This is a genomic window from Bradyrhizobium guangxiense (genome assembly GCF_004114915.1).
Taxonomy (GTDB): domain Bacteria; phylum Pseudomonadota; class Alphaproteobacteria; order Rhizobiales; family Xanthobacteraceae; genus Bradyrhizobium; species Bradyrhizobium guangxiense.
The window spans coordinates 4450168-4474345 of sequence record NZ_CP022219.1 but is presented as its reverse complement, the minus strand read 5'-3'; the positions used below and the strand labels follow the sequence as shown (position 1 = coordinate 4474345).

The 24178-nt window shown below is 65.5% G+C and carries 19 protein-coding genes; 10 read left to right on the top strand and 9 right to left on the bottom strand.

Features of this window, described 5'->3' with window-relative positions; translation table 11 throughout:
• Nucleotides 1-15: 15 nt before the first annotated feature.
• From kdgD to X268_RS21465, 5 genes are all read right to left on the bottom strand, one after another.
• A complete protein-coding gene (gene kdgD / locus X268_RS21490; protein WP_128926763.1) occupies nt 16-960 on the bottom strand; it encodes a 5-dehydro-4-deoxyglucarate dehydratase in 945 nt (314 codons plus the stop codon).
• A 131-nt stretch (nt 961-1091) separates the two neighbouring features.
• A complete protein-coding gene (locus tag X268_RS21485) occupies nt 1092-1997 on the bottom strand; it encodes a LysR family transcriptional regulator (RefSeq protein ID WP_128926762.1) in 906 nt (301 codons plus the stop codon).
• A 123-nt stretch (nt 1998-2120) separates the two neighbouring features.
• Nucleotides 2121-3473 (bottom strand): MFS transporter, encoded by a 1353-nt coding sequence (locus tag X268_RS21480; protein WP_128926761.1) that lies wholly within the window; start codon nt 3471-3473, stop codon nt 2121-2123.
• Between the two features lie 362 nt (nt 3474-3835).
• Nucleotides 3836-5788: an SGNH/GDSL hydrolase family protein gene (locus tag X268_RS21470; RefSeq protein WP_128926760.1), complete on the bottom strand. Its 1953-nt coding sequence runs from the start codon at nt 5786-5788 to the stop codon at nt 3836-3838.
• An 83-nt stretch (nt 5789-5871) separates the two neighbouring features.
• Nucleotides 5872-6954 carry a lysylphosphatidylglycerol synthase transmembrane domain-containing protein gene (locus tag X268_RS21465; protein WP_128926759.1) on the bottom strand — a complete coding sequence of 361 codons (1083 nt, stop codon included), beginning with the start codon at nt 6952-6954 and terminating at the stop codon, nt 5872-5874.
• Nucleotides 6955-7381: 427 nt separating this feature from the next.
• On the opposite strand from X268_RS21465, the gene X268_RS21460 reads away from it, so the two are divergent.
• Nucleotides 7382-7888, top strand: a complete 507-nt coding sequence (locus X268_RS21460; protein ID WP_128926758.1) for a YciE/YciF ferroxidase family protein — start codon at nt 7382-7384, stop codon at nt 7886-7888.
• 450 nt (nt 7889-8338) lie between these two features.
• Nucleotides 8339-10738, top strand: a complete 2400-nt coding sequence (locus X268_RS21450; RefSeq protein WP_128926757.1) for a bifunctional diguanylate cyclase/phosphodiesterase — start codon at nt 8339-8341, stop codon at nt 10736-10738.
• A 6-nt stretch (nt 10739-10744) separates the two neighbouring features.
• Here X268_RS21450 and X268_RS21445 read toward each other — a convergent pair whose 3' ends face one another.
• Nucleotides 10745-11179 (bottom strand): hypothetical protein, encoded by a 435-nt coding sequence (locus X268_RS21445; protein WP_128926756.1) that lies wholly within the window; start codon nt 11177-11179, stop codon nt 10745-10747.
• Nucleotides 11180-11257: 78 nt separating this feature from the next.
• Between X268_RS21445 and X268_RS21440 the strand changes: the two genes are divergently transcribed.
• The gene (locus X268_RS21440; RefSeq protein WP_128926755.1) at nt 11258-11845 is read left to right on the top strand and encodes a hypothetical protein; all 588 of its coding nucleotides are present in this window, start codon (nt 11258-11260) and stop codon (nt 11843-11845) included.
• A 145-nt stretch (nt 11846-11990) separates the two neighbouring features.
• Nucleotides 11991-12581, top strand: coding sequence for a YdcF family protein (locus tag X268_RS21435; protein WP_128926754.1), 591 nt, complete (start codon nt 11991-11993; stop codon nt 12579-12581).
• 3 nt (nt 12582-12584) lie between these two features.
• Here X268_RS21435 and X268_RS21430 read toward each other — a convergent pair whose 3' ends face one another.
• Nucleotides 12585-13928 (bottom strand): aminotransferase-like domain-containing protein, encoded by a 1344-nt coding sequence (locus X268_RS21430; protein ID WP_128926753.1) that lies wholly within the window; start codon nt 13926-13928, stop codon nt 12585-12587.
• Between the two features lie 234 nt (nt 13929-14162).
• On the opposite strand from X268_RS21430, the gene X268_RS21425 reads away from it, so the two are divergent.
• Nucleotides 14163-14351 carry a DUF1127 domain-containing protein gene (locus X268_RS21425; protein ID WP_245477590.1) on the top strand — a complete coding sequence of 63 codons (189 nt, stop codon included), beginning with the start codon at nt 14163-14165 and terminating at the stop codon, nt 14349-14351.
• A gap of 319 nt (nt 14352-14670) precedes the next feature.
• Here X268_RS21425 and X268_RS21420 read toward each other — a convergent pair whose 3' ends face one another.
• Nucleotides 14671-15096: a universal stress protein gene (locus X268_RS21420; protein ID WP_128926751.1), complete on the bottom strand. Its 426-nt coding sequence runs from the start codon at nt 15094-15096 to the stop codon at nt 14671-14673.
• An 87-nt stretch (nt 15097-15183) separates the two neighbouring features.
• On the bottom strand, nt 15184-15714 hold the full coding sequence (locus X268_RS21415; protein WP_164937849.1) for a SixA phosphatase family protein: 531 nt from the start codon (nt 15712-15714) through the stop codon (nt 15184-15186).
• Between the two features lie 153 nt (nt 15715-15867).
• On the opposite strand from X268_RS21415, the gene X268_RS21410 reads away from it, so the two are divergent.
• From X268_RS21410 to X268_RS21390, 5 genes are all read left to right on the top strand, one after another.
• Nucleotides 15868-17325 (top strand): NAD(P)/FAD-dependent oxidoreductase, encoded by a 1458-nt coding sequence (locus X268_RS21410; RefSeq protein ID WP_128926749.1) that lies wholly within the window; start codon nt 15868-15870, stop codon nt 17323-17325.
• A gap of 86 nt (nt 17326-17411) precedes the next feature.
• Nucleotides 17412-17924, top strand: a complete 513-nt coding sequence (msrB, locus tag X268_RS21405) for a peptide-methionine (R)-S-oxide reductase MsrB (protein ID WP_164937848.1) — start codon at nt 17412-17414, stop codon at nt 17922-17924.
• A 177-nt stretch (nt 17925-18101) separates the two neighbouring features.
• Nucleotides 18102-20354 (top strand): flagellar hook-basal body complex protein, encoded by a 2253-nt coding sequence (locus tag X268_RS21400; protein WP_128926747.1) that lies wholly within the window; start codon nt 18102-18104, stop codon nt 20352-20354.
• Nucleotides 20355-20388: 34 nt separating this feature from the next.
• Nucleotides 20389-22272 carry a flagellar hook-associated protein FlgK gene (flgK, locus tag X268_RS21395; RefSeq protein WP_128926746.1) on the top strand — a complete coding sequence of 628 codons (1884 nt, stop codon included), beginning with the start codon at nt 20389-20391 and terminating at the stop codon, nt 22270-22272.
• A gap of 21 nt (nt 22273-22293) precedes the next feature.
• Entirely contained in the window at nt 22294-24177 is a 1884-nt protein-coding gene (locus tag X268_RS21390; protein WP_128926745.1) for a flagellar protein, read from the top strand.
• The last annotated feature ends 1 nt before the right edge of the window (nt 24178 follow it).

The following is a 24178-nucleotide window of genomic DNA, read 5'->3' as shown; positions in this document are numbered from 1 at the left end:
TCCTCTTGTTTGCTGCTATTCTGCAGCCTGTTGTGACGATCGTGCGGCGGGAAGCTTCTCGACGAGAGCGGTCAGCTCCGCGATCTCCTGCTCGGTGAGGTCGGTGAGCGGCGGACGGACCGGACCGGAGTCGCGGCCGATCACCTTCATGCCAGCCTTGATGATCGAGACCGCATAACCTTTCTTGCGGTTGCGGATCGCGATCAGCGGCAGGATGAAATTCTTCAGGCCGGCCTGGATGGTGGCGTGGTCACGCTTGCGTACGGCCGTGTAGAAATTGGTCGCGAACTCCGGCACGAAATTGAACACGGCCGACGAATAGGTGGTCACGCCCATGTCGAGATAGGGCAGCGCGAAGGTCTCCGCGGTCGGCAGGCCGCCGACATAGGTGAGGCGATCGCCGAGCTTGGTGTAGACGCGGGTCATCAGCTCGATGTCGCCGATGCCGTCCTTGTAGCCGACGAGGTTCGGGCAGCGTTCGGCAAGGCGGGCCAGCGTATCGGGCTGCAGGATCGCGTTATCGCGGTTGTAGACGATGACGCCGATCTTCACGGCGGCGCAGATCGCCTCGACATGGGCGGCAAGGCCATCCTGCTCGGAATGGGTGAGATAGGGCGGCAGCAGCAGGAGACCGTCGGCGCCGGCCTTTTCCGCACCGATCGCGATCTCGCGGGCGATCGCGGTGCCGTAGCCGGTGCCGGCGAGCACGGGCACGCGACCCTTGGTCTCCTCGACCGCGACCTTGACGACTTCAGGAACCTCGGTTGGCGTTAGCGAGAAGAACTCGCCGGTGCCGCCGGCGGCGAACAGGCCGGCAACCTCGTAGCCGCACAGCCAGTCCATGTTGGCGCGGTAGGTCGCCTCGTCGAAGGAGTAGTCAGCCTTGAACGGCGTGACGGGGAAGGACAGGAGGCCCGATCCGATCTTCTGGGCCATTTCCTGCGGGGTCATCTTGCTCACGGGCGCTGCTCCCTTCGTGCGTGTTGTGGAGGACGCGAACCATGAGGCCTGCGCGTCCATGCGCCGTGGTTTAGGAGACCGTTCGATGCGGGTCCAAGCCAAAGCCTATATCGACCGATGCGAAATCAGCATCAATCTTCCGCCACCTCCGCGGAGGACAATTCACCGGCGATTTTGACCAGCGCCGACAGCAGCGGATTCTCGTCCTCGCGGCGCCAGACCATGAACAGCTCGACGGGAACGCGCGTGCGCAGCTTCAGGGGCCGCAGCCGCACGTCGGAAATCTTCAGGCTCGCAGCCGCCGCCGGCACGATGGCAAGGCCGAGGCCGGCGCGCACCATGGCGAGGATCGAGTGGATCTGGCTGAGGTGCTGGACGTAGCGCGGCAGCACGTCGGCGCGGGTGAACAGCGCCACCAGCAGGTCGTGGAAGTAGCGGCTCTCATAGGGCGAATACATCACGAAGGGCTGGTCGTCGAAATCCTTGATGGTGATGCTGTCGGCATTGGCGAGCGGATGCTTCTTCGGGATCGCGGCGAGCAGGGGCTCGGCGACGACGCGGCGGCTGGCGAGCTCGGGGCGCGCGATTGGCGGCCTGAGCAGGCCGGCGTCGATCTGGCCCGAGGTCAGCGCCTCGAACTGATCGCCCGACACCATCTCCTTCAGCGAGAAGTCCACCTCGGGCAGCCTGGCGCGACAGGCGGCGACGAGCTCGGGCAGGAAGCCATAGGCCGCGGCCGCGGTGAAACCGATCTTCAGCGAGCCGGTCTTGCCGAGCGCGATGCGGCGGGCGACCTGCGAAGCGCTTTCGGCAAGCTTGAGGATGCGGCGCGCCTCCGGCAGGAAGCTGCGCCCGGCAGGAGTGAGCCGGACCGAGCGGCTGGTGCGCTCCAACAGCGGGGCATCGATGATGTGCTCGAGCACCTGGATCTGCCGGGATAGCGGCGGCTGTGTCATGTTCAGCCGCACAGCGGCGCGGCCGAAATGCAATTCCTCCGCCACTGTGACGAAACAGCGGAGCTGGTTGAGGTCGAACATCGATACATGCCTTAGATGAATAAGGCGTTTCCCCGGCACTTCTAGCATCGATCACCCCCAAAACAAAGACGGCGGCTTTTGGGGCCGCCGTTGAGTTGCCTGGTCAAGCTCCCATGGGAGCCCTCAGGAGGAACGTTTGAGCGTCACCCGCTCGATCTTGCCGACGACGACGAGATAGGCGAATGCCGCCACCAGCGCGTTGAGGCCGACGAACACCAGCGCCCCGTTGAAGGAGCCGGTCGCGGCGAGGATGTAGCCGATCACGATCGGCGTCGTGATCGAGGACAAATTGCCGAAGGTGTTGAACAGGCCGCCCGAGACGCCGCCGGCTTCCTTCGGCGAGGTGTCGGAGACGACCGCCCAGCCGAGCGCGCCGATGCCCTTGCCGAAGAAGGCGAGCGCCATGAAGCCGACCACCAGCGCCTGTCCCTCGACATAGTTGCAGGCGATGATCGACATCGACAGCAGCATGCCGCCGACGATCGGGATCTTGCGCGCCATGGTCAGCGAGCCGGTCCGGCGCAGGATCGCATCGGAGATGATGCCGCCGAGCACGCCGCCGATGAAGCCGCACAGCGCCGGCAGCGTCGCGACGAAGCCGGCCTGCAGGATCGACAGGCCGCGCTCCTTGACGAGATAGACCGGAAACCAGGTCAGGAAGAAATAGGTCAGCGTGTTGATGCAGTACTGGCCGAGATAGACGCCGAGCATCATGCGGTTGGAGAGCAGCTGGCGGATGTGGTCCCAGCCGGAGCCGGCCTCGGGCGCACGCGCGCGGGGCAGATCGTCCTTGGGCGCATCGAGATCGACCAGCGCGCCACCTTCCTTGATGTAGTCGAATTCGGCCTCGTTGATCGAGGGATGCTCCTTCGGGCCGTAGATGGTCTTGAGCCAGACCAGGCCCATGACGATGCCGAGCGCGCCCATCACGAAGAACACGAAGCGCCAGCCATAGGCGTGCGCGATCCAGCCCATCAGCGGCGCGAAGATCACGGTGGCGAAATACTGCCCCGAATTGAAGAAGGCCGACGCGGTGCCGCGCTCGTTGCCCGGAAACCACGCCGCGACGATGCGGGCATTGGCGGGGAAGGACGGCGCTTCCGCGACGCCGACAAGTAGGCGCAGCGCGAACAGCACGACGACGGCGGTCCCGGCGCTGAGGAAGCCAACCCAGCCCTGCATCAACGTGAACAGCGACCAGATGATGATGCTGAAGGCATAGACGAGGCGCGAGCCGTAGCGGTCGAGCAGCCAGCCGCCCGGCACCTGCGCCACGACATAGGACCAGCCGAATGCCGAGAAGATCCAGCCCATGGCGACGGGATCGAGATGCAGCTCCTTGGAGAGCGCGGGGCCTGCAATCGACAGCGTGGCGCGGTCGGCATAATTCACCGTGGTGACCAGGAACAACATGGTCACGATGAGCAGCCTGACGCGGGTCCTCCTCGCGTCCGCTGCGGACACCACTGCGCTCATCGGGCGCCTCCTTGACTCGAACATTTCCTCAAGGCGACTCCTAGAGGCGCGCGCGGCGAAGTGTCCAAGTTGAAGGCAGTATCGATCGATGCCGTTTTTGGATTGATGGAACGGCGGATGAGGGGAACGACCGTTGTGATGCGTGAGCAAGCTGGTGCTGCGCACTTAAACTGTCATTCCCCGCGAAGGCGGGGAATCCAGTACGCTGCGGCTTCTCGATTCAATCACAGGTGTCTCGGATTACTGGATCGCCCGCCTGCGCGGGCGATGACACCGAGAGTGTGGCGGCAGCGTAGCCCTACATGCGGGGAGAGTTGTCCCGGATTTCGCTTTCGGTCATCCGGGCTACGGCGCTTGCGCCCCTACTGCTGCGCGCTCGGCAACAATTGCGGCAAAAACCCGCGCGTCACGTTCGGCGGTACGGCATCCAGCCCGAGCATGGCGCTTGCGGCCGGCAGTGCCGCATCCGCCATCGCGGCGTGGCCTTCGGCGCTCGGATGCACTGCGCCGCCATAGACGGCGGAGAGCACGCCCCAGGTCGCGTCGTGAATGTCGGTCGGCTGGCTCGCCGCCGGCAAGCCTTGCGGATAGGTCATCGCGGCAAAATAGCTGTCATTGGCGTCGCGGATCCAGCGCGCGCGCGGCAGATAGGCGCGATACTCAGAGGCGCCGCGGCCGCACAGCATCGGCTGGCTCGCCGCGCTGACGATATCAGGATTGAAGCTCTGGCCGTTCTCGGCAAAGCAGCTGCGGTCGAATTCGGGATCATTGCCGGAATGCGCGCAGAAGCCGTGATCGGCGAACGCGGCCTGATGCGCATCGACGAAGGTCATGCGGTCGGACTCCTGATCGCGACACAGCGCGCCGCGCGTGCAGGTGGCGAGCCCCTTCAGTTGCGGCAAGAACTCGGTATCGACGAAGGTCGAGACGCGGGCAAGGCGCTGCGGATCGGCGTTGAAGGATGGATGGATGTCGAAGCCGGCCCGGCCGCCGCGGCAGGGCACGCCGCCGTCGGCGAGCGCGGGATTGGCGTAGGAGACGTAGACCACGTGCGAGAGGTCGCCGCCGACCAGCGGCTTCAGTGCCTCGCGCAGCTTGACGAAGTTCTGCGGCAGCTCGCGCGCCAGCGCGTCGCGGGAATCGTCGACGCTCGCCATCACGCCGGAGCGGCGGAACAGCGCTCGCTCGGTCGCGGTGTCGACGATGACGTCGGCGACGAGTCCGGAGAAATAGACGTCGTTGGCGCCGACCGATAGCAGAACGAGGTCGAGCGTGCGGTCTGGCTGGCGCTTCTTCGCGGCGGTCAGGGCCTCGCGCAGTTCGGCGACTTGCGCGGTCACGCTGGTGTTGCAGACGCCGGACTTGCCGGGCGGGCATTCGCGGGCGCGCTGCGAGCCGAGCAGCCCGTCGCCGATGCTGGCGCCGGTGCAGGCGAGCGGCAGGTAGGTCACGGCGATGTGGGTGTAGCGCACCGCGAGCGCCAGCGCGGTGCGGGTCTGGTAGCTGTACAGCGAGCGGTGGCAGGGTGCATTGAACCAGAGTGCGCTGTAGCGCTGCCAGTTCGCGAGCGTGTCGGGCGCCTCGCAGGCGCGGCCGCCCTTGAAGCCGTGGCGGCTCGGCCGGGAGTACTGCGCGCCAGCCGTGCCGAGATAGGAACGGAAGCAGAAGCCTTCATCCGACAGCGCCAGCGGCCGGTCGGGATTGCCTTCGCCCGAGGCGATGCTGTCCCCGAGGCCGGCGATGAAGATGTCGCGGACCTGGATCTCCGTCTGGACGCGCTGGGTCGGGTCGGAGCCGGAGGAGACGTCGACTGTTGCGACCGTCTGCTTGCCGTAGCGGACGCGCAGATTGATCGGCTCGGCGCAGTCGAAGGTCGATTGTTGCGGACCGTCGCCGTCGTCGAACGACCAGGCGCAGGTGGCGCCGACCGGCACGGCGCCAACGAGGCGCACGGTGACGGGATGGTCGATCGGGGTGAGGTAGTTTTCCTTGGTGTTGTCGCGGGTGCAGGGCTGGTTGACGCGGCCCTGAAGGTCGATGCAGAGGCGGTTGACCATGTTGCGGGCCCAGCCGCGGCCTTCGCTCTGGAGCTCCAGCGATTGCTCGGCGGCCAGGATGCTGCGGTTACGCGCATTCTCGACATGGAGCAGGAAGTCGCGCTCCTCGCGGAACAGCCGGAAGCGGTTACGCACCTCCCAGCTGATCTGCAGGGGACCGGCGTCCTGAGCGGCGGCGCGCTCGGCCGGCAAAATGGTCAAAAGCCCGGCCAGCAGCAGGGCGCCTGCGGAAAGGGTACGAAGGAATACAGGGATCATGGCCCGCGTCTTCAACGGCAAAGTTGAGGCGGAAATAAGAGACGATCGCCCTTCCGGCCGCAACCTTTGTCTAGCCGCGTGCCTTAGCGCTTGTTGGCCTGCCGCAGCAGCCGCTCGCGCTCCATTGGCGTTACCTCTTTGGGCAGATTGGCCTGCGCGCAGGCCTCCGCCAGCCGCCGCCGCTCCTGCCAGGGCTCGACCACGTTCATCCAGAGCTCGCGCGTGCCCATGATGGAGATGGCGAGGCCGAACGGGATCACGAAATAGAGGATGCGGAACACCAGCAGCGTCGCCAGAAGCTGCTCGCGGCCGAATTCGGGTAGTGCCAGCAGCATGGCGGCATCGAACACGCCGATCGAGCCGGGGGCGTGACTGGCGAAGCCGAGCAGCGTCGCCAGGATGAACACCACGGCAAGCGACATGAAGTCGATCGGCGGATTGGCCGGCATCAGGAGGTACATCGCGGTGGCGCAGAAGCCGAGATCGATCACGCCGATCAGGATCTGGACCAGCGTCAGCGGAGCCGACGGCAGCACCACCTTCCAGCCCTTCTGGCCGAGCTCGCGCCGCTTCTCGCCCATGCTGAGCCAGACCAGGTAGGCGATGATCGAGGCGAGGCCGCCAAGCGCGATCAGCCGGTTGAGCGACGAGGGCAGCTGATCCATCGAGGAGGCGGCATCCGGATGGATCGCCATGCCGATCGAGAGCACGAAGATGTTACCGAGCCAGAAGGTCAGGCCCGACAGGAAGCAGATCTTTGCGACGTCGATCGCGTTCAGTCCGTAGTCGGAATAGATCCGGAAGCGGATCGCACCGCCGGTGAAGACGGTGGCGCCGATGTTGTGGCCGATCGAATAGGACGTGAAGCTGGAGAGCGCCGCGATGCGATAAGGCACGTGCTTCTTGCCGATCGTTCGCAGTGCAAAAAAGTCGTAAAAGGTCAGCGTACAGAACGCGAAAAACACGCAGACTGCCGCCATCCCGATACTCCCGCGGGGAATCTCGGTTAACGCCGTCAGGATGACCCCGGTATCGATGCCCTTGAGGGTCCGCACCAGCGTGGTGATCGCGAAGGCGATGATGAAGATGCTCGCGGCAACTCCGAGCCGACGCCAACCGATCCATTTCTTGAAGCCGCGCTTCAGCGCGGGCAGCAGTCCGTGCATTCATCCTCCCAGCGGGGGGCAAGACCGACCGGGCCAGGCATTGGCCGGTCGGGTACGATCATGGCCAAAGGCAGGCATCGATCGCTAGGCATGATCCAGCTCATTTAAGGCAAAAACAGCGGCTTTTGCAGCCCTTGACAACAATAGGTTCTGCGTCGGACCGGCCACTTCTGTCACATGCGGTTCACATCGGAGGCGCGTTAAGCATATGAGTCGTGAAACCGGCCCGGCACGCGCATTTCTTATGTTGGCATGATTGCAGATCCCGGCGCGGTCCGCATTGTTCCAGCGCAAGCGATGCGGTCTTTTTGGAACGTCGATGCCGCGCACTCGTTGTGGCCCCATCAGCAACCGAACATGGCGGAATGAGCGGCTTTTCGCGAGAGCCGCCGCCTTCATGTTCCAGAAACCGGAAGAGGACGGAACGATGGGACTGTTCACAAAAGACATCAAGACCATGAACGACCTGTTCGTGCACCAGCTTCAAGACATCTATTACGCCGAGCAGCAGCTGACCAAGGCGCTGCCGAAAATGGCAAGCAAGGCCACCGATCCGCAGCTGAAACAGGGCTTTTTGACGCACCTTGAGGAAACCAAGCAGCACGTCGCGCGGCTCGAGGAAGTGTTCAAGATGCATGACGTCGCCGTGAAGGCGGTCGACTGCCCGGCGATCGACGGCATCATCGAGGAAGCCGACGAAACCGCCGGCGAAGTCGCCGACAAGGCGGTGCTCGATGCTGCGCTGATCAACGCGGCGCAGGCCGCCGAACATTACGAGATCGTCCGTTACGGCAGCCTGATCGCCTGGGCCAAGCAGCTCGGCCGGAATGATTGCGCCAGCGTGCTGGCCAAGACGCTCGAGGAGGAAAAGGCGACCGACAAGAAGCTGACGACGCTCGCCGAGAGCAAGGTGAACCTGCGCGCGGCGAGCTGATGAAGGTGTCGTGATCGAAGCGCCGCGCGATCATCGGCGCGGCGCTTCTGTTGCGGTCGCCATCCGGTGTCAGGCCCGCGAAGGGGCATCCAATACACCGCGGCACCGATTGGATTTCACAACCCCCGCCGCGGAGTCCCCCGGTCAAGCCGGGCGACGGCATCGTGTGCTCAACGCGACGCGGCAGAGTGGCAGCATTCTCGGCGTCGCATTATTTGGATCGCTGAGCGCGGGGCAGGCGCGTCATGGAACGCCTGCATTTGTCGTTGGTCATTTCAGCGGCGGTGTTGTTGCTGGCTGCGGCGGTGATCGGCCGCGGTGCACCGGCGCGAAAGTGAACAATATGAGAGAACCCACATATTCGCCATTTACCATTTGCGGACCGGCATTGTAGCCGGTTACCGATCGTCCACCTCTGTCGGTTCAAGTGCGGGTCCATAGGGGCCCACGATGTATCAAGTTCTCTACTGTCTCACCGAAGAGCACGATTTGCGGCTGGTCGCGCTTGGCGGCGCGGTGTGTCTGCTCGCCAGCGCGGCGGCGATCAGCCTGTTCCACCGGGCGCGCGCGGTGCAGGGCCTCGGGCGTCTTGCCTGGATCGGCCTCGATGCCGCCGTCAGCGGATGCGGCATCTGGGCGACGCATTTCATCGCGATGCTGGCCTACGGGCCGGGAGGTGCGGGCGCCTACAACATCCCGGTGACGATCCTGTCGCTGATCTTTGCCATCTCCGTGACCTTCGTGGGGCTGAGCATCGCCGTGTCGTCCGTGCGTGCGGTGTGGATCGTCCTTGGCGGGGCCATCGTCGGCGCCGGTGTCGCCGCGATGCATTACACCGGCATGGCGGCGCTGGAGATACCGGCGCGAGTGGACTGGATCGGCGGCACGGTCGCCGTCTCGGTCCTGTCCGGAATCGTCTTTGCGGCACTTGCCCTGTTCGTGGCGGCGCGACGCGACGACCTCTTCCATGCGCTGACGGCGACGGCCCTGCTGACGGTCGCCATCGTCGCGCATCATTTCACGGCCATGGGCGCCGTGTTGCTGACGCCGGATCCGACGCTGGCGATCAGCGGCCTATCGATCCCGCCGGCCTCGCTGTCCTTCCTCACCGCCAGCGCTGCGGTTGCGATCATCGCGATCGCGCTCGTGGCTGCGCTGCTCGACCGCCGTGCCAGGGGCCAATTGGGGGCCCAGCAAATGGTGTTGGACACGGCGCTCGAGAACATGTCGCAGGGGCTGTGCATGTTCGACGCCGACGGCAAGATCATCCTGTTCAACGAGCGCTACGCGGCGATGCTTCGCCGCACCGACATCGCACTCATCGGCCGCCTATTGGTCGACGTATTACGGGAGGAGCAGGCCAAGGGGCATTGGCAGGGCGACGCGGATGAATTCTTCCCCCGCCTCGTCGCCGACGCGCGCGAGGGCCGCACCACGACCGACGTCGTCAACCGGTTCGGCCGCTCCATCCGGGTTGTCAACCAGCCGATGCAGGGTGGCGGCTGGGTTGCGACCTTCGAGGACATCACCGAATGGCTGGAGGCGCAGGCCAAGATCTCGCACATGGCGCGCCACGACGCGCTGACCAGCCTGCCGAACCGCGTGCTGTTCCACGAGCAGCTCGAGCAGGGACTGCGCCGGACCAGGTCGGGCGATCAGCTCGCCGTACTCTGTCTCGATCTCGATCATTTCAAGGACATCAACGACTCGCTCGGCCATCCCATCGGCGATGCGCTGCTGAAGGAGGTCGGCCGCAGGCTGGCGGCCGCCGTCGGCGAAAGCGACACCGTGGCGCGGCTCGGCGGCGACGAGTTCGCCGTGGTCCAGATCGGACGCTCCGAGGAAGCGGCTGCGAGATCGCTCGCCCGCCGTCTCGTCGAGGTGATCTCGGCGCCCTACGACATCGACGATCATCAGATCGTGATCGGCGTCTCGATCGGCATCTCGCTGTCGCCGCAGGATGGCAGCGACCCGGACGAATTGCTGAAAAACGCCGACCTCGCGCTCTATCGCGCCAAGGCGGACGGCCGCGGCACCTATCGCTTCTTCGAGGCCGGCATGGATGCCCGCGCGCAGGCACGGCGCCTTCTGGAAATGGATCTGCGCGCGGCGCTGCAACGCGGCGAGTTCGAGCCCTATTACCAGCCGATCCGCGACGTCGTCAGCGGCCGCGTCGTCGCCTTCGAAGCGCTGCTGCGCTGGAACCATCCGCAGCGCGGCCTCATCGCTCCCGTCGACTTCATCCCGCTGGCCGAGGAGACCGGACTGATCGTCCAGCTCGGCGAGTTCGTGCTGCGCTCCGCCTGCGTCGACGCGGCCACCTGGCCGGACGATGTCGACCTCGCCGTCAATCTGTCGCCGGTGCAGTTCAAGAATCCGAACCTGATCGCGTCCGTGACCGAGGCGTTGGCCGCTTCTGGACTCGATGCGCATCGCCTCGAGCTCGAGATCACCGAATCGGTGCTGCTCCAGAACAGCGAGGCGACGCTGACCACCCTGCACGACCTGCGCGGCATGGGATTGCGGATCTCGCTCGACGATTTCGGCACCGGCTATTCGTCGCTGAGCTATCTGCGCAGCTTCCCGTTCGACAAGATCAAGATCGACCGCTCGTTCGTGTCGGAGCTGGCGACGCGCGAGGACTCCATGGCGATCATCCGCGCCGTGACCGGCCTCGGCCGCAGCCTCGGCATCGTCACCACGGCGGAAGGCGTCGAGAACGACGCGCAGCTCGAGCTGCTCAGGCGCGAGGGCTGCAACCAGGCGCAGGGCTATCTGTTCAGCAGGCCGCGGCCCGCCTCCGACGTGACGATGATGCTGGACCGCCCGCGGCTGCGCGCGTCGGCTTAAGCGGGGTCAGCCGCGGCGTAGCGCGAAATGGGCGCCGCAAAACGCCATGACGGCGCCGAGGCACAGCGCGGCGAGCCCGGCCAGCACGCCCGAGACGGTCGGGATCGGGCTCGGTGCCGAGGCCACTTGGCCCGCGCCCGCCAGCAGGAGCACGCCGACCGCGATCAGGAACTGACGCATCCGCTGCGGGATCTGGCCGGACACCGCGCTCTGCATCAGCGTCGCGGTGAAATAGCCGCCCGAAAAGCCGACCGTGGCAATCAGCCACCAGGCGATCGCCGCGCCCGCGGGGATGAACTCATGCGTGTCGGAGCGCCAGAGCCCGCCGAGGTTGAGCCCGTAGCGCGCGCCCAGCATGTGCACCGCGAGCGCCAGCAGCACGCCTGAGATCATGGCGGCGCCGAGAATCAGGCGGCGCGGAAAAAAGGTCGTCTCAACCATGCCTCGCTTGTAGGATGGGCGAGGGCGATCGCGCAAGCGGATCGCAGGAGGATGGCGCGGACGGGATCGATTGTCGGGATGCAGGGTTCGGAAGCCGCGGCCGCGTCAGTCACGAGCTATGCCTACAAGGCGTCGCTGATCGGCGCGGCGCATCGCTTCGAACTGACGGAGGAGGGGCTGTCCTGGCAGGTCGGCGGCCGGTCCGGCCTGTGGCCTTATGACGAGATCAGCGCGATCCGGCTGTCGTTCCGCCCGGTGTCGATGCAGCAGCACCGCTTTCGCGCCGATGTCAGTCACAGCAGTGGCCGCCGCATCGCGATCCTGTCGACGAGCTGGCAGACCGCGGCGCTGATGGCGCCGCAGGACAATGGCTTTCGGTCCTTCATCGTCGAATTGCATGCGCGGATGGCGAAGGCCGGCAGCCGCGCGGTGCTGACCACCGGCCTCAGCCGCACCGTTTATGGGGCTACGCTGGCATTGCTTGCGGCGCTGACGGTCGCGATGGCGGGTCTGTTGATCCGCGCGCTCGTGATCGGCGAGTTCGCCGGCGGGCTGTTCATCCTCGGCTTCGCCGCGCTGTTCGCCTGGCAGGTCGGCGGCTTCGTGCGGCGCAACCGGCCGCACAGTTACAGCTTCGACCGCGTGCCCAGGGCTCTGTTACCCTGATGGCTCCTGATGGCTCTGTTACCCTGACGGCGCTGTTACCCTGACGGCCTTGCTGCCCCGGCTGCAATCGGCCGCAATCAAACGTGACTTCGCGCACCGGCGCCGGGGCCGCATCTTGCGGCCATGCCAGTCATGGATCCCAGTCATGGATCGCAGCAGACGTCGGCCCACCGCTGACGAGATCGCCGAGATCAACCGCACGCATCTGATCGACACGCCGCTCGCGCCGGCCGATTTGCTGTTCATGTTCGGCACGCGCGAGGACGTTGCACTGCGGGCCGACACTGCCGCGCGGCTGTGGCGCGAGGGCTATTTCCGGTGGTCGATTGTCAGTGGCGGCGTGACGCCGGGCTCGGAGCAATCCGAGTGCACTGTCATCAAGGCGGCGATGATCGCAGCGGGCATTCCAGCGGAACTTGTCCTCGAAGAGCATCGCGCCATGAACACCGGTGAGAACGTGATCTTCTCGCTGCCGATCATCGATGCGGCACTCGGCCTTGCCAACATTCGCAGCGTGATCTGTCTCGGCAACACCTGGACCGCGCGGCGCTATCCCATGACGCTGCACCGGCATTGGCCGGAGGTCGACAAGATGCTGCTCACCGTCGACGGCTTCGCGACGCCGCGCGCGCTGTGGCACACCGATGCCGAATTTAGCCGCCGCATGCTGCATGAATGGGACAAGATCGAGCCGTACAAGGCGAAAGGCTTCATCGCGGACTGGCCTGAGGCCTGAGGGCTACTCCGTCGAGTCGAAATCCTCTTCCTTGGTGCCGAGCAGCGACACCAGCGTGCGCAGGCCGGAATCGAGCTGCTCGAAGGTAGGCGGGGCGAGGGCGAGGCGCACCGCGTTCGGTGCATGGCCGTGCGCGATCGCGAAGGTGGAGGACGGCGTCAGCGCGATGCCGCGCCGGGCTGCAGCGGCGACGAAAGTCTGCGAACGCCAGTGCGACGGCAGCGTCAGCCACAGATGATAGGAGCGCGGGTCGGCGGCGAGCTGGTAGCCGGCGAGCAGCCGTGTGGTGGTCTGCTGGCGCCGTGCCGCGTCGATGCGCTTCAGACGTGTGAGCTCGGCGACAGTGCCGTCGGCCATCAGCCGCTGCCCGGCCGCCAGCGCATGGCCGGAGGCGATCCAGCCGCCGGTGCGCACCGCGCTCATCACGCTTTCGCGCAAATGCGGCGGCGCCACGAGGATGCCGAGCGCAAGCCCCGGCGCGACTTTCTTGGACAGGCTGTCGAGCACGATGCAGCGATCCGGTCCGAGCGCGGCGAGCGGCGTATCGTCGGCGAGAAAGCCGTAGACGGCATCCTCGATGATGGTGAGGTCGAGCTTTTCGGCGACACGCATGATGTCGGCACGCCGCGTCGCGTTCATGGTGACGCCGAGCGGGTTCTGGATGATCGGCTGGAGATAGATTGCCGACAGATGCGCCTCGCGATGCGCCTTCTGGATCGCGTCGGGACGCGCGCCGAATTCGTCCATCGGAAGCGGGACCAGCGTGATGCCGAGCCGCGCCGCGATGCTCTTGACGTAAGGGTAGGTCAGCGCCTCGACGCCGCAGCGGCCGCCGGTGGGAACGAGCGCGGCGAGCGCCGCCGCAAGCGATTGCTTGCCATTGGCCGTGAAGACGATCTGCTCGGGCTGCGGCGCGAAATCCTTGCGCGCGAGATAGGCGGCGGCAGCATTGCGCGCGCTCTTGGTGCCGGTGCTGGTCGAGACGCGCAGCGCCGATTCGAGCGCATCGACGCGCTCCAGTCCCGCAAGGCTCTTTGCGATCATGGCCCATTGCTGCGGCAGCAGCGGGTAATTGACCTCGAAATTGATGCGCGCCTCGGCCGGCTCGCTCAGCGTCTCGACCTCGCGCTTGATGGCGCCGGAGATGAAGGTGCCGCGGCCGACCTCGCCGACGACGAGCCCACGGCGGAGCAGCTCCGTATAAACCCTGCTCGCGGTCGAGACCGCGATGCCACGGTCATAGGCAAAATTGCGCTGCGGCGGCAGCCGGTCGCCGGGCCTTAACGTGCCGTTAGAGATATCCGAGGCAATGGCATCGGCAAGCTTCACGTACTCGAACTTGGACATTATTGCACCGAGAGCAATGTTTTACTTGCTCCGAGCAATGTACTGGAGCATTTAAGTTCCATCAAGGTCCGCGATTGAGCCGAGGTAAGCGAGAGCAATCCGACGGCAAATGAGGTGCAGGCGCCGAGTGCGTCCGCGCCAACGGCATTGGCTTCGCCGCGCGGAATGACAGGCCGGAGAAGAACAATGACCTCGATTTCGCAAACTGCCGGGCGGAGTTTACGCCCATCCTCGATGAGCGGATTTTTCAGCACGCTCGCCCACGCTGTCCACGTCCTGTTCGACCGTCTCGAGCGCCGCTCCGCCGTCAAGACCCTGAACGAGCTCGACGACCGCGCCCTGCGCGACATCGGCATCAGCCGCAGCCAGATCGAGGATGCGGTGTACGGCGAGGTCAAGACCGAGCTGGCGCGGTATCTGTGAGACTCGCGTGTCCCGGACGCGCTGCAACGGGTGAGCGTTGCTGCGCAGAGCCGGGACCCAGCGGACCACAAGGTTCGCTGAAGCATGGGCCCCGGCTCTGCAGCGCACCGCACCAGACGATGCTTTGCATCGCCGGGGGCGCTGCGTCCGGGGCACGAGCGCGAGGGGTGTGGCGCACCACTGTTTCCACATCGTCATTGCGAGCGTAGCCAAGCAGCCCAGAAATGTATCTGCGGAAAGACTCTGGATTGCTTCGCCGCAAGCGCTTCGCGCAGTCCGCGCGGCTGACCGACCCACGAAACCGGGCTATGACGAACCTTCAATGCCTCACCACCAGCACCGAGCACTTGGCGTAGCGCACGACATGCCCGGCGTTGGAGCCGAGGAAATAGGTGCGCATCGCCGGCCGGTGCGAGGTCATCACGATCAAATCGGCCTTCATGTGCACGGCTTCCTCCAGGATCTCGTGGTAGATGCCGCCCTGACGCACCACGCTGGAGATGCGGCCGGGCTCGATGCCGGATTCGCGCGCGACGATGGCGAGGGCTTCTTCCGAGGTCTGGCGCTGCTGCTCGTCGAAATCGGCGGGCACATATTCGGCCAGCATCACCGGCGTCATCGGCAGCACGTTGAGCAGGCGCACCGTGCCGCTCCAGGTCTGCGACAGCGTTGCCGCGGTCGCGATCGCCGGCTTGGCGAGATCGGTGTCGGCGAGGTCGATGGGCACGAGGATGGACTTGAACATCTGCGCCTCCAAATCTTCAGCCCCCTTGATCGCGCTGGATCGACCGGTCGAGACGGCGCCCGCCCATCTCATCCCGATCGAAGCAGCTTATCGAAGTAGCTTGGGGCTTGTGAACAGCACCAGCTTGCCGCGGCGGTAGGCCACGTCACCCCAATCCTTGACGTCAAAGTCGAAGATCGCAAGCCCCGCGGTGGGCAGATTGTCGGCGAGCGCCTTGGCGCCATCGGGATCGCCGCTGCCCATCAGCATCAGCGCGGCCTCGTGCATGCCGGGATTGTGGGCGATCAGCAGCAACTGCTGCGGGTCGGCCGGGGCTGTTGCAGTGCGAATGGCATCCAGGATCTGCGCGGGATCGGCGCCATAGAGTTCCGGCAGGATCTCGACCTGCGGCGTCGGGACGCGGTCCTTCATCGCCTCCCAGGCGATGTCCCAGGTCTGCCGGGCGCGCACGGCGTGCGACACCAGCACGGTATCGGGGAAGGGAGGATGGGAAGCGATCCAATCCCCCATCCGCGCGGCATCCTTGTGGCCGCGCTCGTCGAGGCGGCGATCCTGGTCACGGCCGCTCGGCGCGTCAGTCTCTGTCTTGGCGTGACGCAGCAGCATCAAACGGCGCATGTCATTCTCGAATCGTTCCACGTCCAGAATAATCTACAGGCGCCGGTTGGGGACAAGGTGACAAGCGCCCGGTTGGTATCAAGTTGTTATTTGAGCATGATCTTATCGGAAAATCGCTGCGCACTTTTCCGGATCATGCTCTAAACAAACTGCATGAGCGAGACTTTCACAAGCGTGTCCGAGGAAGAAGCCGGCTGTCGCGACCGTGAGCGGCTGTCCTTCGACCTTGACGCCGACATCTGCGTCATCGGTGCGGGGCTTGCCGGGCTCACCGTCGCGCTCGAGGCGTCCCGGCTCGGGGCTAGCGTCGCGGTGTTGGAGGGCCGTCAGATCGGCTGGGATGCGTCCGGCAACCAACTCGGCACGGTGATGCCGGGATTTGCGCTGCCGCTTAACGAGCTGATCGAGCGCATCGGCTTCGAGGACGCGCGTGAATTGTGGACGCTGTCGAAGGAGGGCGCAGAGTTCGTCCGGGCCAACGCCACGGAAGAGAACATGCCGGGAATAGGCCCGACCGACGGCGTGCTGGAGGTCTCCAACGTCGATGCCGGCGACCGGCTGATCAGCCGCTTGCAGATGCTGAACGAGGATTTCGACACCGAGGTCGAAGGTTGGCAGGTCGATCGCGTCCGCGAGCTGCTCAAGACCGATCGCTACTTCCACGGCGTGTACTATCCCAAGGCGTTCCAGGTCGATGGGCGCAGATATGTGCACGGCCTGGCGGCGCTGGCGCGGCGGGCCGGCGCTCGCATCTTCGAGGATACGCCGGTCGTCAGCATCGATCATTCCGGCATCCGCAAGCGCATCGTCACGCCCTCGGCGCGGCTGCGCGCAACCCACATCGTGCTCGCGGGCAACATCCATCTCGGCGCGCCGTTGCGGCGGTTGTCGGAGACGCTGCTGCCGGTCTGGCGCTATGCCGGCATCACCGCGCCGCTCGGCGAAGGCGTGCACGAGATCGTCGCCTTCAAGGGATCGGTGATGGACTCCGACGGGATCGACCATTTCCGCGTCGTCGACGGCGACCGGCTGATGTGGGAGAGCCCCGAGACCACCTGGGCCGCGCGCCCCCAGCGCTTTGCGGGCGCCGTCAGGCGGCGGATCCGCACGATCTTTCCGGCGCTCGGCAATGTCGAGGTCAGCGAAACCTTTGGCGGCGCCACCGGCCAGACCGTGCACGGCATGCCGCAGATCGGCCAGTTGCGCAAAGGCCTGTGGGTGGTGAGCGGGTTCGGCCGTCAGGGCATGAACACCTCGGCCATGGCCGGGCAGATGATCGCGCGCAGCATCCTGTGGGGCGATGACCGCTGGAAGCTGTTCTCGCCGTTCGAGCTGGTCTGGGCCGGCGGCGCGACCGGACGGGTCGCAGGCCAATTGGTCGGGATCTGGGGCAGGGCGAGTTCCGCCGCCGCAGGCTCGCTCGCCCGCTACCGCGAACGTGCCAGGGTCAAAGACAGGGAGCGCGAGGCGCGGCTCGCCGAAGCCAACCGGGCCGCCGGCACCGGCCCGCGCCGTCCGCCGTCCGGGGTGCGGCCGCGGCCGGCCCCGCCGCCGAAACAAGCGGCCGGAGCCGTGGAACCGGCCTCGCACGACGGCGCCGCCTCTCAATAAGTTGAGCGAAATTCCGCCCGGACGTGTAACGTCGGCCGTTAAAGCCCGTATCTCAGGGCGTGGACTGTCCGCGCACGGAGAATGAGATGTTTGACCGCCGCATCCTGCTAACGACTGTTGCCGGCCTGTTCGGCCTTTCCGCCTTCCGCTGGCTGAGAGCAACGCCTGCCGAGGCTGGCGAGAAGGCCGCGGAAAAGTTCGAGATCACGAAGACGGAGGCTGAATGGCGCGCCCAGCTCACGCCGCAGCAATATGAAATCCTGCGCAACCACGGCACCGAGCGGCCTGGCTCCAGCCCGCTGCTGAAGGAGCATCGCAAGGGCATCTTCGCCTGCGCCGGCTGCGCCCTGCCGCTGTTTGCGTCCGAGACCAAATTCGAGAGCGGCACCGGCTGGCCGAGCTTCTATGCGCCGATCGAAGGCAATGTCGGCAAGACCGAGGACCGGACCTACGGCATGCTCCGCACCGAGGTGCATTGCCGCCGCTGCGGCGGCCATCTCGGCCACGTATTCGACGATGGTCCGAAGCCCACCGGATTGCGCTATTGCATCGACGGTTTCGGGCTGGTTTTCCATCCCGCGGCGGCGTCGGCGACGTAAGGAAGGCCCGGCAATTGTTGCCGATCCCGGCAATTGTGCCCCGGTCATCAGGCCGGGGCTTTTTCATTAAGTCATTGATTTCATGAAAATACCTGCACTGGCATAGCCCTTGCGACAGTCTCCTTCGACTGCGGCCATGGTCGACCGGCCGCCGAGATCGGATTTGGAGACAAAGTTATGGGTATCTTCGATGCAATGAACACCTCGGTGGGTGGCCTGCAGGCGCAGTCCTACGCGCTGCAGAACATTTCCGGCAACATCGCGAACTCATCCACCACCGGTTACAAGGGCATCGGCACCAGCTTCGTCGATCTCATTCCCGACTCCTCGGTTCCCAGCAAGCAGGTCGCGGGCGGCGTGACGGCCAATGCGAAGGCCACCATCACCACGCAGGGCACGATCTCGGGCTCCACCGTCGCCACCAACATGGCGATCACCGGCGACGGCTTCTTCTCGATCCAGAAGGCGAGCGGCGTCGTCGACAACGTGCCTGTCTTCACCGGAGTGACCTACTACACGAGGCGCGGCGACTTCCAGCTCAACGCCAACGGCAATCTGGTCAACGGCGCCGGCTATTACCTGATGGGCGTCACGGTCGACCCGAAGACCGGCAACCCGACTGGTAGCGTGGCGAGCGTCCTGCAATTCCAGAACAACTTCATTCCGGCGCAGGCGACCACCTCGATCCAATACGCCGCGAACCTGCCGACCCAGCCGAACACGGTGGCAAAGACGACCGCGTCGACCGGCACGCTGCTGGCGGCGGGCGGTCTGAACCCGTCCGATTTCTCGGCCAACCCGCTGCCGGTCGGCACGCCGCCGGCGCCCTATGCCAACGCGACGGTGTCAGGCGCGGCTGCAACCGGCAACATCCGCTCGGCCTACTCGTCGACGACGGCCACGGGCACGGTCGCGCTCCAGAACAATTCGTCTGCGGTGGCGTCCACCACCACATCGCTCGACAACACGGTCGGTACCCATCTCGCCTCCAGCATTCTCACCGCGCTGAGCGGCCAGACGCTGACCATCAACGGTAATACCATCACCTTCAACGGTGGCACGACGGTCTCGACAGTTGGCAGCAACACCACGATCGGTCTCGGCGCGGGCACGACGGCCACGGTGGCCAGCATCCTGAACGCGATCCAGACCGCCGGCGGCGCCGGCGTCACCGCCACGCTTTCTGCCAGCGGCAATATCCAGATCTCGACCGGCACCGGCACCGACGTGGCGGTCGGCAGCGGCACGGCCGCCACCGCGCTCGGCATCAGCAGCGTGACCCGCGGCGGCAACGTGCTGTCTTCGCCGGCGATCTCGGGCGCAACGGTGCTGAGCGGCTCGGCGACCGCCGGCGGCGCCCAGGTGCTCACGTCCGGCTTTTCCGCCGGCGACACCATCACCGTCAACGGTCAGACCCTGACCTTCATGGCGTCGGGCGCTTCGGGCAACAACCAGATCAACGTCACCGACAACATCACGACGCTGCTCGGCAAGATTGACGCGCTCTCCGGCGCTTCGGGATCGTCGGTCAGCAGCGGCGGCGTGATCACCCTGAACACCGGCACCGTCTCCAACCTCTCAGTGTCCAGCTCCAACAGCGCTGCCTTCTCCGCGCTCGGCTTCACCTCGACCATCACCAAGAACCGCGATGGTGGCGGCACCGCCGGTACCGGCGGCGTGATCGGCAACGACATCGCCACCTTCACCAAGGAATCGATCAGCGGCGGCGCGGTGACCGCCTACAATGCCGCCGGCACGCCGGTGAACCTGCAATTGCGCTGGGCCAAGACCGACAGCGCATCGCTGGGCGCCGGGCATACCGACAGCTGGAACCTGTTCTACCAGACCGATCCGAACGCGACCGGCACGACGGTCGGCTGGGTCAACACCGGCCAGACCTTCACCTTTGCCGCGGATGGCTCGCTGACCTCGCCGAGCGGCTCCGGCATCACCATCAACAACGTCACCGTCAGCGGCCAGTCGCTCGGCTCGGTCGCCTTCAACATCTCCTCGGGCGGGCTGACGCAATATGCCAGCACCAGCGGCGCGGTGACCATCAACACCATCACCCAGAACGGCTATGCCGCCGGTCAGCTCCGCTCGGTCGCCGTCAACAACAATGGCGTCGTGGTCGGCACCTTCTCCAACGGCCAGAACCTCAACCTCGCCCAGGTGCAGCTGTCGCATTTCAACGGCACCAATTACCTCAAGGCGATGGACGGCGGCGCCTATGCCGCGACCGAACAGTCGGGAGAGGCCATCGACGGCGCCTCGGGCACCATCAGCGGCTCGTCGCTGGAAGGCTCGAACACCGACATCGCCGACGAATTCACCAAGCTGATCGTGACGCAGCAGGCCTACTCGGCCAACACCAAGGTGATCACGACCGCGAATTCGATGGTGCAGGACCTCTTGAACGTGTTGCGCTGATCGGCGCGTGACGTAACCAAAGGCGGCAAGTAACATGGGTTTGAGTTCAGCCCTCGCCAGTGCGATGAGCGGCCTGCGTGCCAACCAGGCCGCGCTCTCGATCGTCTCCTCGAACGTCGCGAATTCGCAGACGCCAGGTTACGTCGTCCAGACACCGAACCAGATCGAGGTCACCACCGGCGACTTCGGCTCGACGGCGATGACGACCGGCGTCAGCCGGGAGCTCGACACCTTCGTGCTGAACCAGCTGCGCACCGAAACCGGCGGCAGCGGTTATGCCGACCAGATGGCCAACATCCTGAAGCAGCTTCAGAATGTCTATGGCACGCCGGGCAACAGCGGCACGCTCGAAGACGCGTTGAACAAGTTCACCACCGCGCTGCAGGCGCTGTCGACCAGCTCGGGAGCGTCGTCGGCGCAGACCGTTGCGCTCGGCGCGGCGCAGGCGCTGGCCACGCAGCTGAACGTCACCACCAAGGGCATCCAGTCGCTGCGTTCCAACGTCGAGCAGGATCTCGGCACATCGGCACAGGCCGCCAACGCGGCGATGCAGCAGATCGCCGCCATCAACACCAAGCTCCAGGGCCTGTCGGGCAACGATCCCTCGGCCGCGACGCTGATGGACCAGCGCGACCAGGCCATCAACACGCTGTCGAAATATGTCGACGTCCGCGTCACCACCGACGGCTCGAACGAGGCCAACATCTACACCACGACCGGCATCCAGCTGGTCGGCGCCGGGCTCGCCTCGCAATTCTCCTTTGCCTCGGCCGGCGCGCTCTCGGCGACCTCGCTCTACAACATCGACCCGTCCAAGTCCGGCGTCGGCGCGCTGACCATCAAGCTGCCGAACGGCTCGCAGCTCGATGTCATCGCCAACAACGTGGTGTCATCCGGCCAGATCGCGGCCGATCTGAAGCTGCGCGACCAGACGTTGGTGCAGGCGCAGAACCAGATCGACCAGCTCGCCGCGACGATGTCGAGCGCCCTGTCCGACAAGACCACGGCCGGCACCGCCGTGTCCGGCCCGCCGGCCGGCTTCGACATCGACCTTGCCGGTGCATTGCCGGGCAACACCGCCACCTTCACCTACACCGATATTGCGACCAATACGCAGCGTCAGGTCACGCTGGTCAACGTGACCGATCCGGCGGCGTTGCCGCTGCAGAACGCGACCAACGCCAATCCGATGCAGATCAGCGTGAACTTCTCCGGTGGCATGGGTGCAATCGCCTCGGCGCTCAACACGGCGCTCTCGAGCTCGCACCTGACCTTCGCCGCAGCGCCGTCGCCGGCGACCGCCACGACCCTGCGGATCACGGACGACAATAGCGGCCTTGCCAAGGTCAATTCGGCCTCGATCAGCAAGACGATCTCGTCGCTGACCTCGGGCAATCCGCAACTGCCGCTGTTCACCGACGGCGGGCAGGCGCTCTACACCGGCGCGATCACCGCCTCGGGTTCGCAGATGACCGGCCTTGCCGGACGCATCGCCGTGAACACGCAGCTGGTCGCCGACCCGACCCGAATGTCGGTGTACAACACCTCGCCGGTGACGCCCGCGGGCGACACCACCCGTTCGGACTACCTCTATTCGCAGCTCACCTCTGCGGTGTTCTCCTATTCGCCGCAGAGCGGCCTCGGCTCGGCGAGCCAGCCCTTCACCGGCAGCGTCTCGAACTATCTGCAGCAGTTCCTGAGCGTGCAGGCCAATGCTTCGACCCAGGCCACCCAGCTCCAGCAGGGCCAGAGCGTGGTGGTCTCGACGCTGCAGGCCAAGTTCGACTCGACCTCCAAGGTCAATCTGGACTCGGAGATGTCGAACCTGATCCAGCTGCAGAATGCCTATGCCGCCAACGCTCACGTGATGTCGGTGGTGCAGAGCATGATGAACACGTTGATCCAGGCTCAATTGTAACAAGTAACAGGGCTCTGAAACATGTCGATCAGCAGCATCAACTACTCCTCGTCGGTTCTCGGCGCGCAGATCCGCAACATCAATCAGCAGCTCACCGACCTGTCGACGCAGCTCGCGACCGGCAAACTGTCGCAGAACTATTCCGGAATGGGAACCAACGAGGGCTTTGCGATCGCCGGGCGCGCGCAGATCTCCAACATCGCCGCCTATACCGACACGATCACCAACGTCAATGTCAGCATCAACCTCGCTAACACCGCGCTGCAGTCGCTGACCAAGATCCGCAGCACGGTGCAGACGGGCTCGGCCAACACCGCGCAGGATCTCAACGTCAACGGCCAGACGATCGCGCAGAACACTGCCGCCGCTCAGTTCGGCTCGATGGTCGGCGTGCTCAACACGCAGACGGGGAACCGCTATCTGTTCTCCGGAACCGCCGTCAACACGCAGCCGGTCGCGGATGCCGGCGACATCATCAACGGCACCACGACGCAGGCTGGCTTCAAGACCGTGATGGCGGAGCGCCAGGCTGCCGATCTCGGCGCCAACGGTATGGGCCGTCTGGTGCAGACCCAGCCGACGCCAAGCTCTATCCAGGTCTCGGAAGACGTCGCGGGCTCGCCGTTCGGCCTCAAGCTCAAGGCGGTGTCCTCGACGCTGACGGGCGCAACCGTCACCGGCCCCAGCGGCTCGCCGGTGTCGTTCTCGGTCGACCTCAACGGCATCAACCCGAACAATGGCGACAAGCTCAGCGTCCAGTTCACCCTGCCGGACGGGACCACCGAGCAGATCGACCTGACTGCCTCTTCAGCGACGCCGACCCCGCTCGGCAGCTTTGCGATCGATGCGAGCGTCCCGGTCAACCCGAACAATACCGCGGCGAACCTCAACACGGCGCTGAACACGGCGATCACCAAGCTCGCCAACACCTCGCTGGTCGCAGCGTCCGCCGTCACCGCCGGCGACAATTTCTTCAACACCGCCAGCTCTGCGATCGGCACGCCCGTCAACAACCAGGCGGCGCCGGCGGCGCCCGTCACCGGCACGACGGCGTTGTCCGGTGCGAGCCCATCGGACTCGATCTCGCCGGGCTTCGTCGCCGGCGACACCATCACCGTCAACGGCACCACGCTGACCTTCGTGGCCTCGGGTGCGACCGGCAACCAGCTCAATGTCACCGACAGCATCCAGACCCTGCTGACCAAGATCGACGCGATCACGGGAACGTCGAAGCCCTCGACGGTCCACGGCGGTTCGATCACGATAAAAACCGACGATGCGGCGAGCCTGAACATCAACAGCTCCAATACCGGCGCGCTCGCCTCGCTCGGTTTCGCGTCGACGCCTGTGACCGCCACCCAGCCGCCGCTGCGCGTCGGCTCCTCGCCCGCGAGCTCGGCGACGACGCTGGTCAACGGCTCGGCCAACACGGTGAAATGGTACCAGGGCAATGACGGGCCCGGCTCGGCGCGCTCCACCGCGATGGCCCGGGTCGATGATGACGTCACGGTGCAATATGGCGCCCAAGCCAACGAGGACGCGATCCGCCGGCAATTGCAGGCGATCGCGGTGTTCGGGACGTTCTCGACCTCGCCGACCGGGCAGTATTCGGGCGGGCAGGTCGCCGCGCTGAGCCTGCGGGTGACGCAGGCGCTGACGCAGCAACCCGGTCAGCAGCGTATCGAGGACATCCAGACCGACATCGCGATGGCCCAGAACACGATGAAGGACGCCTCCACGCGCCAGACCCAGGCCAAGGCGCAGCTCCAGACCATCATCGACCAGGCGGAATCGGCGTCGCCCGACCAGGTCGCGAGCGAGATCCTGGCGCTGCAGAACGCGCTCCAGGCGTCCTACCAGGTGACCTCGAACCTCGCGCAGCTCTCGCTCGTCAAGTTCCTGTAAG